Raw genomic sequence first — 13,385 nt, 5'->3', positions numbered from 1 at the left:
CGGGAGGCGGGCGTTGTCGTTCCGGTCGGATCAGACCGCGGTATCCGTTCAGACCGCGGTGGCCGTTCAGACCGCGGTGGCCATGGAGCCGCGGCGCGCGACTCGAATGACCCGGTGCAGTTCGATATTGAACGCGTGCTGGGCCTCGATGTTCACCAGGTGGCCGGTCGGCAGAACGGTGTAGCGGTCGAGATAGCCGGCGTCCGCGAGGGTGTCGGCGATCTCGCGCGAGTGCACCTCCGGCAGCAGCTTGTCGTAGGAGCCCGCGAGGACGGTGGTCGGCACCGTCAGATTGGCCGCGGCGCCGTGCAAGTCGAGTTTGACCAGGCCGCGGGCCACGGCCGCGCGAACCGACGGGCGGCAGGAGCGGACGATGGAGACGCCGAAGGCGACCTCGTCGCGGGTGGCCGCCGGATTCGTGAGGCGATTCTTGGCGACCATGTTGATCGCCGGGCCGCCGGGCAGCGGAACCGGAGTGCCGAACAGCGCGGTGGCCAGCCAGTCCGGGCCCGGGATCACGTCGTTGAGGAGCGGAATCACGGTGGCGCGGTTGGGAATCTGGCGCGCCGCGGTGGTGGCCAGCATGACCGCCGAGGCGCGGCGCTGGACCTGCTCGGGGTACTTGGCCGCCCAGGCCTGAATGGTCATGCCGCCCATGCTGTGTCCGACCAGCACCGCACGCTGACCCGGGCGCAGGACGGCGTCGAGCAGGTCGGAGAAGTCGTCGGCCAGTTGGTCGGCGCTGAAAGGCCGGGCGCCGGTTTCGCTTTCGCCGTGGCCGCGCTGATCGAAGGCGATCACCCGGTACTCGCCGGAGAAGGCGTTGATCTGCGGGTTCCAGTATTCGATGGCGCAGGACCAGCCGTGGGCCAGCACGATGACCTCGCCGTCGGCGGGACCGTAGGCGTGCGCGCGCAGCCGCGCGCCGTCACGGGTGGTCACGGGGATGACATCGGCGGGACGCGGGGTGTTGAAGGAAGCCGTCTTGTAGCGGCGGGACCGCAGTCCGGGGCGAAAGGGGGCGGTCAGCGCATCCACGCCCGCCTCCGGCAGTTTCACCAACATGAGCACTCCTTTGTGTTCGAGACCACAGTAGCGCGCTAGCCGAGGTGCTTGCTAGTGCAAGCGCCATATATCTTGTGCTTCATTTCAGGGTGGGCGCGGTCACAGCCGCGCAATAGGGCACCAAGGGTGGGAAAAGGTCCCACCCGCGGTCACGCCCCGACCACGCGCGCCGGAATTCCGAACGCGGACTTGGCGATCCGGGCGAGTTCGACATTGAACTCCTGGTACGCCTCGACATTCCCGAGGTGACCGGTCGGCAGGATCTTGTAGCCGTCCAGACTGCCCGCCTCGCTGAGCATTTCGACGATCCGCTCGGCGTGCACGGGCGGGGTCATGTCATCGGCCGAACCCGCGATGACAGTGGTCGGCACGGTCAGATTGACCGCCCCGCGCCCGACGTTCAGGTAGGACAGCAGGGTTCCGAACCGGCCGCGCACCCGGGCCCGGCACGAGCGCACGATGTTCTGGGCGAAGTCGGCGATATCACCGACCGCGGCCAGGCTCATGATCTGCCGCCGGAACACCCACTTCACGGGCGCGATCGGCGGGAACAGGATCGGCGCGCTCAGCCCGAGCAGGCCGGCCACGAAGGGCAGCTTGGCCAGGCCGCGATTGAAGAAGGGAACGACCGTCGTCTCGGCGATCAGGTCACCGGCGGCGGTATTGGTGAGCAGCACCGCGAGCAGCTGCCGCTGCACCCGCTGCGGGTATCGGCCCGCCCAGGCCTGAATCGTCATGCCGCCCAGGCTGTGTCCCACCAGCACCGCGCGCTGCCCCGGCTTCAGCACGGCGTCCAGCACCTCGGCGAGGTCGTCGGCGAGTTGATCGGTGGTGAGCGCGGCGGTGCCCAGTTCGCTCTCGCCGTGGCCGCGCACGTCGTAGGCGATGACGCGGTACTCGCCGGCGAAGGCGTTGATCTGGGGGTTCCAGTATTCGAGGCAGCAGGTCCAGCCGTGCACCAGCACGAGGACATTGCCGTCGGACGGGCCGTAGGCGTGAACGCGGAGCCGGGCGCCGTCGGAGGCGGTGACCGGTACGACCGCACAGGGACCGGTCGGCGGGTTCAGATCCGCGTTGCCGTAGGTCCGGGTGCGCAGGTCCGCCCGGTGCGTGCGCACCAGGTCGCGAACCTTCCGGCTGAGGTCCGCAGAGTGAGGCAGCATTGCCCGCATAGGACACTCCTTTGTGTTACTGCTCGATACAGTAACCCGCATCACGGGTGCTTGCTAGTGCAAGCACCCGAAAAGTTTCCGAGTCGGAACAGACTTCACCCCTGGCCAGGGCGTTGGTGAGAAAAAAATCGGCCGCCACCCGGGTGATCCGGGTGGCGGCCGCAGGTCTCGAGGCCGGTTTACCAGCGCGGCCCGCGCTGGATCTCATCGACCTTGGGGCGCACATCGGCGAGGTAGACGCCGCTGGCCACGACGGCGGCAATACCGAGCAGACCGACGACACTGGTGCCTGGAATCAACAAGACCAGCATGGAAACCACCAGGATGCCGACCCACACCGGCTTGGTCAGCTTGTCCACCGCCGTGAAAGCATCCGGGCGCTGACGAATCGCGTGCACGAGGGCGAACGCCGTCATGCCGAGCGCACACAGCTTCAGCGCCCACAGAATCAGTACGGGGATTCCCATCACCCCACCCATCATACGGAGAGAGCCACTGGCTACCAGGGCTTCTCACCGCGACACGAACATCCGAATACAATGCTTACAAACGGCTGCGGCCCTCGCGCACATCAGTGCACGAGGGCCACAAGCTTTTTCGCGTCGGGCGCGAATTACTTCTTCGCGGCGGGCGCGGCCTTCTTGGCCGGAGCCTTCTTCGCCGGAGCCTTCTTCGCAGGCGCGGCCTTCTTGGGGGCCTCGTCCTCGACCGGGGCGGTCTCGGTGGTCACGTCCACGACCTCGGCGTCGACGGCCTCTTCGGCCGGGGCCTCTTCATCCTTGCCGGCCAGGCCGATGTACGGGCCGACCTGCTCGGTCGCCTTGTTCAGGATGTCCTGGGTCTGCGACACGATGTCGTTGAGGCGGGACTCGACCTGCTCGAAGCGCTCCTCGAAAGCCGGGTTGGCGCGCAGCTTCTCGACGGTCTCCTCGCCGCGGGCGGCCAGGTCGGCGTAGAGGTCCAGCAGCTGGTGGTAGTACTGGTCGACCAGCTTGCGCAGCTCCTCGGGGGTGGCCTTCTCGCGCAGCTCGGCCAGGTCCTCGGGCAGCTCGGACGGCAGCGCCTGCACGCGCTGGCGCAGGGTCTCGGCCTGCTCCTGCAGGTCGGCCGGGAGGTTGGCGAAGCGCTCGCGGGCTTCTTCGATGCGACCCTGCACGTCGGCGGAGTTCGCGCGCTCACGGATCTGCGAGACGACGTCCAGCACGGTGGCGTAGAGGGCGTCGCCGGCGCCGACGGTGGCGTAGAGCGGCTTGGTCACGGTGGCGGTGAGCTTGGGCTCGGTCATGGTTCGTTCTCCTGGCGTGGCGGAACTTCGGTTGTGCGGTGCGGAACCTCGTTGTCCCTGTCTCCCCCGGGAACGCCCCCCTTAAGGTCCGTTGCGTCCCCTCTGTCCTCGTCCACCTGGTTTTCCCGGCGGAACGATTCATAGATGTCCAGGAGGACCTGCTTCTGACGTTCGGTCAGACCGACATCGGCGAGCAAGGCGTCCCGGACAGGGCCGTGCGGCCTCTGCTCGAGGTACCCGGCCCGCATGTACAAGACCTCCGAGGAGACCCGCAGACCCTTGGCGATCTGCGCGAGTACCTCGGCGGACGGGTTGCGCAGCCCGCGCTCGATCTGACTCAAGTACGGATTGCTCACCCCCGCCAGCTGTGCGAGCTGACGCAGCGAGACCTGGGCGGCCTCGCGTTGCGCCCGGATGAAGCCCCCGATGTCGTGAGCCGCGCTGGCTACGCGGCCCGACCGGTCTTCGGCGGCGGACGTCTCCGCTGCGTCGCCTTCGATCGGTTCGGGAACCTCGGGATCGTGCTTCATCACTCACCTTCCGGCGGTTGTACGGCCAATTCTAGGACGGGGTGCTAGCTCTTGCAAGCGCTCTGCTAGCACCATTGCGGCAAACAGCCGGCGCGCGCTTTCTGGACAATTGTTCAGGCATTGAACAGCAAATGCGATATCGCGTAGATGACCAGGCCCGCCAGCGAACCGATCACCGTGCCGTTGATGCGAATGAATTGCAGATCCTTGCCCGCCGCCAATTCGATCTTGCGGCTGGCCTCCTCCGCGTCCCAACGGGCAACGGTGTCGCTGACCAGCGAGGCGAACTCGGCGCCGTAATTGCTCACCAGGTAGCGGACGCCCCGCTCGAGCCAGCCGTCCACCTTGTCGCGCATGGCCGGATCCGCCGAGAGCCGCTCGCCCAACTGCTGGACGTTATCGGAGACCTTGCGCCGCAGGGTGGAATTCGGGTCGTCCGCCGATTCCAGGATCACCCGCTTGGCCGCCCGCCAGGTGGCCTGCGCCATACCGGTGACCTCGCGCCGGCCCATGAGCTCGGTCTTGATCTTTTCCGCCTTCTCGATCATGGCGTCGTCGTATTGCAGATCGTGGGCGAAATCCTCGAGGAACTTGTTGGCCGCCAGCCGCACCTCGTGATCGGGCTGGGTGCGCACCTTCCAGGTGAATTCCACCAGCTCCCGATAAATGCGCTCGGCCAGGAGCGAATTCACGAATTTGGGGGCCCAGGACGGTGCGTCGCGGTTGACGATGCGGTCCAGGGTGTCCTGCGAATCGAGGGCCCACTGATGGGCGCGCTCGGCCAGCAGGTCCAGCAGCGGGGCTTGGCGGTTGTCGGCGATCAGCTCGTTGAGCACCTTGCCGATGGGCGGGCCCCACAGCGGTTCGGCGATGCGCTTGACGATGGTGTTGTCGATGATCTGCTCGACGTCCTCGTCGCGCAGCACCCCGATCACCGCGCGCAGGATCGTCGCGCTCTCGTCGGAAATGCGCTCGGCGTGTTCCGGTTCGGCCAACCACCGGCCCAGGCGGAACGAGATCTGTGCGGAATTCACCTTGGCCGCAACGGCGTCCGGGGACAGGAAGTTGGTGCGCACGAATTCGCCCAGCCCCGCGCCGACCTGGTCCTTCTTCTTGCGAATGATGGCGGTGTGCGGAATCGGGAGGCCGAGCGGGTGCCGGAACAGCGCGGTGACGGCGAACCAGTCGGCCAGCGCGCCGACCATGCCCGCTTCGGAGGCGGCCTTCACATAGCCGACCCAGGCCCCGGCGTCGCCGCGGGAGCTGAGCCAGGCACAGACGATGTAGATGAGGGTGGCGACGGCCAGGAAGCCGGTGGCGATGGCCTTCATTCGCCACAGCTCCCGCTTCTTGCCCTCTTCGTCGAGGAAGTCGGCGAACGCGCCGCCGGGCGGGGTGGTCTTCGTGGGCCCGGGCTCGATGGTTTCGAGTACCCCGGCGCTGCCGGTGGATTGCTCCATATCTTCCATTCTGGCGCGTGGTGTGACGAACTCCCCGTCACCGGGCCCGTCCCGATCGACGCCGATCCACAGCATGGGAGGCTTAAGCTGAATAGGCCCAGGCCCAGGACACGAACAAGGAGCCAACGCAGCGTGACCACCAAAGGCACCGTGAGTGCCGCCATGGAGGCGGCCGCCGGACCACGCGGTGGTCGTGTCGACGGCCGCAAACGTCGCTGGCAACAGCACAAGATCGATCGCCGCGAGGAGCTGGTGGACGGCACCCTGGCCGCCATCCGCAAGCGCGGCGGGGACGCCGGGATGGATGAGATCGCCGCCGAGATCGGCGTCTCCAAAACCGTGCTCTACCGGTACTTCTCGGATAAGCAGGATCTGACCCGAGCCACCATGGAGCGGTTCATCGAGACCACGCTGATGCCGCGCATCTACGAGGCGATCAGCGACGACCTCGACGAATACCAACTGGTCCGTAACACGCTGGCGGCGTATGTGCACACGGTGGATTCGGACACCGATGTCTACCGGTTCATCATGGGCAACGGCTCGGCCACCGACACCTCCACCCTCGCCGACTTCGAGAAGCTGTTCGCGCAGGTGGTCTCGGCGGTCATCATCGACAAGTCCTTCGACCGCGGCATCCAGACCGAAGGCTCGATGCTGTGGTCCTACGTGCTGGTCGGCGGCGTGCAGCTGGCGACGGACTGGTGGATCTCCAACCGCACCATGTCCAGCGAGGAAATGCTCGACTACCTGACGATGATGGCGTGGAGCGCCATCGAGGGCATGGTGCGCTTCGGTGGCGATCGGCACTACTTCAACTCCAAGCCGCACGTGCTACCCGATCCCGAAAATACTGCTAGCTGACAGCTAGCACCAATGTTCGCAGAGTGGTTAGGCTGACAGCGGCGGACCACGCATTGGGTTTCTCCGCCGTGTCGGCACCAACGGGGGTGTTGGCTCCCATGGAGGGTCACTGATGGCGAAAGAGCTGCCCACATCCAGGCTTGCGCGGGGGACGAAGCTGGGGATTGCCGTCGCGGGGAATGCCTTGCGGGCTCAGAAGACTCGCAGATCCATGCGCGGCCGCTCCGAGGCCGTGCGGGCGCGGATGGCCGAGGAGTCCATGATCCGGGCCACCGAGCAGATGGTCATGGTGCTGGGCACCATGAAGGGCGTGGCCATGAAGCTCGGGCAGATGCTGTCGGTGCTGGACCTGGATCTGGTGCCGCCCGAGCATCGGGAGCGTTTTCAACGGCGGCTGGCGGTGCTGCGCGACAGCGCGCCCTCGGTGTCGTTCGAGGTGATGCGGGCGGTCATCGAGGAGGACTTCGGGCAGCCCCTGGAAGCCGTGTTCGCCGAGTTCAACCCGGAACCGGTCGCCGCGGCGTCGATCGGGCAGGTCTACAAGGGGACCCTGCACGACGGCCGCGAGGTCGCGGTGAAAGTTCAGTACCCGGGGATCGACGCGGCGGTGCGCGCGGATCTGAAGAACCTGGCCATGTTCCGGCGCATCCTGCAGTCGGCCATGCCGTGGGTGACCCCGGCGGTGCTCGACGAACTGCGGCTGAATCTGGAGAGCGAACTCGACTACGTCGCGGAAGCCACCACCCAGAAGCAGATCTCTGAGCTTTTCACCGGACATCCGTTCATCGTGGTGCCGACCACCTATCCGGAGCTGTCCACCACCCGTGTGCTGGTGAGCGAATACTTCCCGGGTCGCGGGTTCGAGGAGATCCGGGAACTGCCCGCGGCCGAACGCAATCGGATCGGCGAGATCATCTACCGCTTCTACGTGGGCTCGCTGTTCACCTTCAACGAGTTCTGCGGTGACCCGCATCCGGGCAATCTGCTGCTCGGCGCGGACGGGCGGGTGGCGTTCCTGGACTTCGGGCTCTACAACCGGATGGATCCCGAGCATGTGCAGTTCGAGGCCATCTGCATTCGCGCGGCCGCCGAGGAGCGGGCGGAGGACCTGCGGGATCTGATGATCAAGCGCGGCGTCATCGAGTCGCCGGAGGAGATCACGCCCGAGGAGTGCCTGGAGTACGTGCTCGCGGCGTGCGAGTGGGCGCTGGTGGACGAGGACCTCACGATCACACCCGAATTGGCTTCCGGCGCGTTCGTTTTGGCGGTGGATCCGCGGGCGAGCGATTTCGAGGGCATGAAGCAGCAGAATCTGCCGCCCGAGCACCTGTTCTCGCGCCGCGCCGACTTCCTCACCTTCGGCATGCTGGGACAGCTGGAAGCGACCGGGAACTGGCATCGCATCGCGCGGGAGTGGCTGTACGGAGACGAGCCGGTGACCGAACTCGGTCGCGCGCATCACGAATGGCTCGCGAGCCGCCCGGCTCCGACGCCGACCACCGGGGGGCCGACCAAGAAGACCCGCAAGCGCGCCGCCAAGGCGTAAAGGCACCAACTCTCGGTGGCTCTCAGGGGCTTCCCCTGAAACCCCAGAAACGGAACAGGTGAGACAAGTGGCCACAAGGGAATTCGACATCGTCCTATTCGGGGCGACCGGCTTCGTGGGCAAGCTGACCGCGCAGTATCTGCTGGAAGCCGCGCCCGCGGACGCGCGCATCGCGCTGGCTGGCCGGTCGGCGGAGAAACTGGCCGCCGTGCGGGCCGAGCTGGGGGCAGGGGCCGCGGAATGGCCCCTGGTGCAGGCGGATTCCACCGATCAGGCCAGCCTGGACGCGCTGGCCGCGCGTACCAAGGTGGTCGTCACCACCGTCGGGCCGTACCTGCGTTACGGGTTCCCGCTCGTCCAGGCGTGCGCCGAGAACGGCACGCATTACGCCGATCTCACCGGTGAGCCGCTGTTCATCCGCGACTGCATCGACCGTTTCGGTGAGAAGGCCGCCGAGACCGGCGCGAAGATCGTGAATTCCTGCGGCTACGACTCGATTCCGTCGGATCTGAGCGTCTATCAGCTGTACAAGCGCAGCGTCGCGGACAATACCGGCGAGCTCACCGATGTCACCCTGGTGGCCAGCCTCAAGGGCGGGGCCAGCGGCGGCACCATCGACTCCGGGCGCGCCATGATGGAGGCCATCGCCGAGGATCCGAAGAAGGGCGCGATCATGTCGCACCCGTATTCGCTGAGCCCCGACAAGTCCATGGAGCCCGATGTCGGCCGCCAGACCGATCAGGCGCTCTCGCGGGCCTCGGCCATCGATCCGAGCCTGGACGGCTGGGTGGCGACCTTCATCATGGGCGCGCACAACACCAAGATCGTGCGGCGCTCCAACGGCCTGCTGGGCTGGCCGTACGGCAAGAACTTCCGCTACCGCGAGGTCATGAGCGCGGGCTCTTCGGCGACCGCGCCGCTGGTCGCCGCCGGTATCGCGGGCGGCATCGTGGCGACCATGGCGGCGGGTGCGGTGCTGTCGCGGGCGGCGTTGGGCCGCAAGCTGATCGACCGCATCGTGCCCAAGCCGGGCACCGGGCCGAGCGAGCAGTCGCGCAAGAGCGGCTGGTTCACCATGCGCACCTTCGCCAACACCACCTCGGGTGCGAAGTACCTGTGCACGTTCGCGGGCAAGGGCGACCCGGGTTATCAGGCCACCTCCGTCATGCTCGGCCAGTCCGGACTGTGCCTGGCGTTCGACACCCTGCCGGAGCTGGCGGGCATTCTCACCCCGGCCGCGGCCATGGGTGACGCGCTGACCGATCGGCTGCGCGCCGCGGGCATCACCATCGAGGTCACACCGGCCTGACGCGCACCCCCGCTGCGCGCCCCGAACCCCAAAGAGTCCGGGTAATCACGCCGGGGTGCTGTATTTCGCGATCAGTTCGCGGTAGCGGTCGAAGGCGGGCTTCGGCGTGTAATCCGAACGCAGGAGCCCGAATTCGAGGTTCATGTCGCCCTGGTCGCTGTAGGAGTCGCGCAGGGCGAAGTGCTCATAGGTGGTGATGCCGAGGTCGGCGGAGAGACCGTCGACGGTGCGGACCACGGTTTCGAGTACTTCGGCCTGGCGTTCGTAGGAGCGATTCGGCCCGGTGGCCCAGCCGTTTTCGGTGATGTGGACGGGCGTCGCCTCCGGAATGCCCGCGGCGGCCAGGCTTTCGCGGCGGAACCCGGTGAGGACGGCCGTGATCGCGGCTTCCAGGTTCTCGGGCGGGATCGGCCGGAAGACATCCGGAAACAGGTCGAGGCCGACATAGTCGAGCGCCTCGGCGAATTCGCTGCCGCCGCGGCGGCCCAGATCGGTCCAGAACTCCTGCGCCGGATCGATGATCACCGAGGAATTGCAGCCGATTCGGACATCGAGGCCGAGCCGGTCCACCTCGGCGCGCGCGGCACGGACGCCGTCGATGACGGCCTGCCGAACAGCCCGCTGAGCGCCGTCTCCGCCGGGACCGGCGTGGTTGGGCTCCTCGGCGATCTGCAATGACGTGAGTACCGGGCCGTGCTCACGAATCTGGTCGCGCAGGAACTGGAGCCATCCGCTGAGATCGTCGCCGGGTTCGCGGAAGCACAGCACCAGGTCGAGCTTCCGATGCTCGGCGGCGTACTGCCACGGGTGCGGCGGAGCGTGCCGGTGCCCGCCGTCCGCGTCCCGGTATTGGATGTAGCCGCGCACCACGAACGGGTGTGCGCCGTGCAGGGTGTCGAGGGCCGCGGCGATGCGATCGGACAGTTCCGGTGGGCCGGGCGTGATCTCGCGGTGCGCGTCTTCCCCTAGGCCACCGGCGTAGATCCCGAATCTGAGTGTCATGGCCCGACCGTACCGATAATTTTGGTGTCACACCAATTTTAGTGTCACACCTATACTGCTTCGGACAGTGAGGAGAGGCCATTGGCACTTCGCGAGGAGAAGAAGCTCGCCACCCGGACCGCGCTGGCCGACGCGGCCATGGCGCTGTTCGCCGAGAAGGGGTTCGACAAGGTGACCGTCGCCGAGGTCGCGCGGGCCGCGAACGTCTCGGTCAATACCGCGTTCAACTACTTCCCGACCAAGGAAGACCTGTTCTTCGACCGCCAGGACGAGGTCGCCGATCGGCTGGCCAAGGCGGTCCGGGAACGCGCCGACGGGGAATCGGCGGCCGCGGCGGTGCAACGCGCCTTCCTCGACAGGGTGCGCCGCGACGACCCCACCCTCGGCCTGTCTCCCGCCGTCCTCGCCTTCTCGAAACTGATCGACGACAGCCCAGCCCTGCAAGCACGGCTGCGACAGATCGGCGAACGAACCGAAGAGGCACTGGCACAGGCGCTTTCGGAGGCATCGAACGCCTCCGCGGACGATCCGACCCCCCGCTTGATCGCCGCGGCCCTGGCGGGCCTGGACCGCGCTCTGCACGCCGAGATCCGCCGAGGCATTCTCGCCGGAAAAGATCCGGAGACCGTGCGGACCGAGATCACCCGGGCGACCACGCTCGGCTTCGACGCCGCGATCGCCCGGCTCTCCGATTACCCTGCGCCGCAGCCCGATTGATCACGTTCGATCAACGCGGTGAGGGCGGCGCGCAGATCCGGGCGCGGCGCGGCGGCATACAGTTCGGCCAGGGCGGCCTCGGCCGCCATCGCGATGACCAGGTGCGCCACGGCCGCCGGGTCGGGCCAGCCCAGCGCCGCCAGGTCCGGCGCGATCACCTGCGCGAAGGCCAGATTGCGGGCGTTCACCTCGTCGAGCAGGTCGGTATCCGTACGAGACTGGGCGAGAAAGGCTTTCGTCCCGCGCGTGCGCAGGCAGCCGTCGAGGTAGGCGGTGAGGCCGACCCGCAGGCGGTCGCGCCCGGGCGCGCGATCGCCGACGGCGGCGAGGATGGTCGCGGCCAGTTCCTCGTGATAGCGGCGGTGCAGCGCGACCACATAGCTGCGTCTATCCGGAAAGTGGTGGTAGAAGGTGCCTTTCGCCATGCCCGCGGCGGCGACGACAGCATTCACCGACAGCCCGCGCAATCCGGTCCGCCCGGCGATCTCGGCGCCCGCGTCGAGGAGGGCGTTGCGTCCGGGCTCCGCGGGACGGGGCATGGGCGAAATCCTTTCCTGCACCGGCACTTCCCCCGAGCCTACACAGCCGCTAGCCTGTGACCGACCGGTCGGTCATGCCCGGCGCGCAGGGGGCGCCAGGCGGCCGATCGGCTCGAAAACGGGGAGTACTCATGCGATCGGCCATCCGCTGTCTCACACTGGCGTTCCTGCTCGCCGCACTGGCCATCCCGTCGGCCGCGGCCGATCAGCCGGATCCGTCCTACAGCTACTTCGGCGGGCTGGCCGCGGAGCTCACCGCGCCCGGGCAGGCCCCGCCCGGGGCGAACGACTGGTCGTGCAAACCGACTGCCGCACACCCGAATCCGGTGGTCCTGCTGCACGGGCTCGCCAACGACACCCTCTCCTGGAACACGCTCTCGCCGGTGCTCACGAATGCCGGGTACTGCGTCTTCACCACCACTTACGGCGTCGGCGCACTCGGACCGATGATGGGCGCGCTCACGCCGATCGCGCAGAGCGCCGCGCAGATCTCCGACTTCATCGATCGGGTCCGCACCGCCACCGGGTCCGGGAAGGTCGATCTGGTGGGTCATTCCATGGGCGGGGCGGTGCCGTTCTACATGCTGAATCACCTGGGCGGCATCCCGAAGATCGACCGCTACGTGGCCCTGGCCGCGCCCCTGCACGGTTCGACGGTGAGCGGCCTCGCGACCCTGCAGCCGCTGCTCGAATCGACTCCGGTCGGCGCGCAGCTGACCGCACAGTGCGGTCCGTGCGAACTCTCGCCCGGCGCACGGGATTCCGTCGATCTGAACGCGAATGCGGCCATCGCGCCGGATATTCGGTTCACCACGGTGGTGACCCGCTACGACGAGATCTCCACGCCGTGGACCACCGGCCTGCTGGACGGCCCGAATGTCGACAATGTGGTGCTGCAGGATCTCTGCCCGACCGACTACACCGAACACAACGAGCTGACCGCGGATCCGGTGGCGGTGCGCGTGGTGCTCAACGCGCTCGATTCCGAGCATGCCGAACCCGTTTCCTGCACAGTCGTATTGCCTTTCGCCGGTCCAATTCGATAGCGAATTGCCATAGACGTGCGCTACGTCACAGATTGCGCTCTCCGGCGACACCGAGCACCCGCAGAATCTCTCCGGTAGGGTCGCGGACGGGACGGAGGTGGTACCGAAGAAAGGGGGGTCGGCCTCGTGAAATGGATCCTGACCCCGGACGAGTTCGCGATGATCTGGACCCGCGAAACCGATCTGGCCCGTCGTCCCTATCCCCTCGACACCACTCCGGCGGCGCCCGAGAACGCCGACCCCACACCGCGATTCGCGACGACTCCCCCGGGCGGCACCCCGGCGCGCTTCCTGCGCCGCACCGATCCGGAACTGGCCGCGGCGCTGGCCCTGTGCGCCCGCACCGACACCACGACCGTGACCCTCTACGGCGAGCGCACGGCCGGGCCGCGGGCGCGGCGCATTCTCGCGTTCGCGGCCGTCGCCCAGCAGCGCGCGGGCATTCTCGTCTCGCTCCCGGACGCGGTGACCGTATCCCTGTGTCCCGCCGACCAATTGGGCCGCGAGCTGGTGGAGGTCATCGGCTCCGCGCCCCCGGGACAGCTGGAGCCGCTGCGCGAACCGCAGCAGGCGGTGCTCTATCCGGACGCCGCCGGCACCGGCGAGGAGGCCGACCGGTTCCGCCGCAAACTGCGGGAGCCGGTGGACGGACGCGGATTCATCACCGTCACGGTCGAACCCGCGAATCCGCTGTCCCCGCCGACCCGGCACCGCACCTGGCTGGATTTCTCCGGCGACGGCCGCTACCTGCTCACCACCGCCGCCGATCTGACCCTCGCCCCGGTCACCGATGAGGAATTGGCCGCGCAGCTGGTGCGGCTGGCGCGCGTCTGATTCGGCGCGGTTGCCT

The 13,385-nt window shown here is 67.6% G+C and carries 14 protein-coding genes; 6 read left to right on the top strand and 8 right to left on the bottom strand.

All coding sequences use genetic code 11. The features are described from left to right. Positions 1-66: 66 nt before the first annotated feature. From GPX89_RS40945 to GPX89_RS40920, 6 genes are all read right to left on the bottom strand, one after another. Positions 67-1,065 (bottom strand): alpha/beta fold hydrolase, encoded by a 999-nt coding sequence (locus GPX89_RS40945; protein WP_157393169.1) that lies wholly within the window; start codon positions 1,063-1,065, stop codon positions 67-69. A 149-nt stretch (positions 1,066-1,214) separates the two neighbouring features. Then, positions 1,215-2,183: an alpha/beta fold hydrolase gene (locus tag GPX89_RS40940; RefSeq protein ID WP_328602893.1), complete on the bottom strand. Its 969-nt coding sequence runs from the start codon at positions 2,181-2,183 to the stop codon at positions 1,215-1,217. Positions 2,184-2,416: 233 nt separating this feature from the next. Then, entirely contained in the window at positions 2,417-2,704 is a 288-nt protein-coding gene (locus GPX89_RS40935) for a DUF2516 family protein (protein WP_235949251.1), read from the bottom strand. A gap of 146 nt (positions 2,705-2,850) precedes the next feature. After that, a complete protein-coding gene (locus GPX89_RS40930) occupies positions 2,851-3,522 on the bottom strand; it encodes a heparin-binding hemagglutinin (RefSeq protein WP_157393166.1) in 672 nt (223 codons plus the stop codon). Next, positions 3,519-4,052 (bottom strand): helix-turn-helix domain-containing protein, encoded by a 534-nt coding sequence (locus GPX89_RS40925; RefSeq protein WP_157393165.1) that lies wholly within the window; start codon positions 4,050-4,052, stop codon positions 3,519-3,521. Before GPX89_RS40925 ends, GPX89_RS40930 begins: the two co-directional genes overlap by 4 nt. A 113-nt stretch (positions 4,053-4,165) precedes the next feature. Beyond that, positions 4,166-5,383: a DUF445 domain-containing protein gene (locus GPX89_RS40920; RefSeq protein ID WP_235949266.1), complete on the bottom strand. Its 1,218-nt coding sequence runs from the start codon at positions 5,381-5,383 to the stop codon at positions 4,166-4,168. 291 nt (positions 5,384-5,674) lie between these two features. Here GPX89_RS40920 and GPX89_RS40915 point away from each other — a divergent pair, with 291 nt between their 5' ends. From GPX89_RS40915 to GPX89_RS40905, 3 genes are all read left to right on the top strand, one after another. Then, entirely contained in the window at positions 5,675-6,376 is a 702-nt protein-coding gene (locus GPX89_RS40915; protein ID WP_157393268.1) for a TetR/AcrR family transcriptional regulator, read from the top strand. Between the two features lie 112 nt (positions 6,377-6,488). Then, positions 6,489-7,922 (top strand): ABC1 kinase family protein, encoded by a 1,434-nt coding sequence (locus GPX89_RS40910; protein ID WP_157393163.1) that lies wholly within the window; start codon positions 6,489-6,491, stop codon positions 7,920-7,922. 67 nt (positions 7,923-7,989) lie between these two features. Continuing rightward, complete coding sequence (locus GPX89_RS40905; RefSeq protein ID WP_328602892.1) at positions 7,990-9,231, top strand: saccharopine dehydrogenase family protein; 1,242 nt, start codon at positions 7,990-7,992, stop codon at positions 9,229-9,231. 45 nt (positions 9,232-9,276) lie between these two features. On the opposite strand, the gene GPX89_RS40900 is transcribed toward GPX89_RS40905, so the two are convergent. Further along, complete coding sequence (locus tag GPX89_RS40900) at positions 9,277-10,233, bottom strand: hypothetical protein (RefSeq protein ID WP_157393162.1); 957 nt, start codon at positions 10,231-10,233, stop codon at positions 9,277-9,279. A gap of 81 nt (positions 10,234-10,314) precedes the next feature. Between GPX89_RS40900 and GPX89_RS40895 the strand changes: the two genes are divergently transcribed. After that, positions 10,315-10,950: a TetR/AcrR family transcriptional regulator gene (locus GPX89_RS40895; protein ID WP_157393161.1), complete on the top strand. Its 636-nt coding sequence runs from the start codon at positions 10,315-10,317 to the stop codon at positions 10,948-10,950. Here GPX89_RS40895 and GPX89_RS40890 read toward each other — a convergent pair. Then, positions 10,926-11,489, bottom strand: coding sequence for a TetR/AcrR family transcriptional regulator (locus GPX89_RS40890; RefSeq protein WP_157393160.1), 564 nt, complete (start codon positions 11,487-11,489; stop codon positions 10,926-10,928). The genes GPX89_RS40895 and GPX89_RS40890 overlap by 25 nt on opposite strands. 131 nt (positions 11,490-11,620) lie before the next feature. On the opposite strand from GPX89_RS40890, the gene GPX89_RS40885 reads away from it, so the two are divergent. Continuing rightward, complete coding sequence (locus tag GPX89_RS40885) at positions 11,621-12,535, top strand: esterase/lipase family protein (protein WP_157393159.1); 915 nt, start codon at positions 11,621-11,623, stop codon at positions 12,533-12,535. A 126-nt stretch (positions 12,536-12,661) separates the two neighbouring features. Further along, positions 12,662-13,369 carry an ESX secretion-associated protein EspG gene (locus tag GPX89_RS40880; protein ID WP_328602891.1) on the top strand — a complete coding sequence of 236 codons (708 nt, stop codon included), beginning with the start codon at positions 12,662-12,664 and terminating at the stop codon, positions 13,367-13,369. The last annotated feature ends 16 nt before the right edge of the window (positions 13,370-13,385 follow it).

The organism is Nocardia terrae, assembly GCF_009760405.1.
In the GTDB taxonomy this organism is placed as follows: domain Bacteria; phylum Actinomycetota; class Actinomycetes; order Mycobacteriales; family Mycobacteriaceae; genus Nocardia; species Nocardia terrae.
This window is presented reverse-complemented; position numbering and strand designations above follow the sequence as displayed.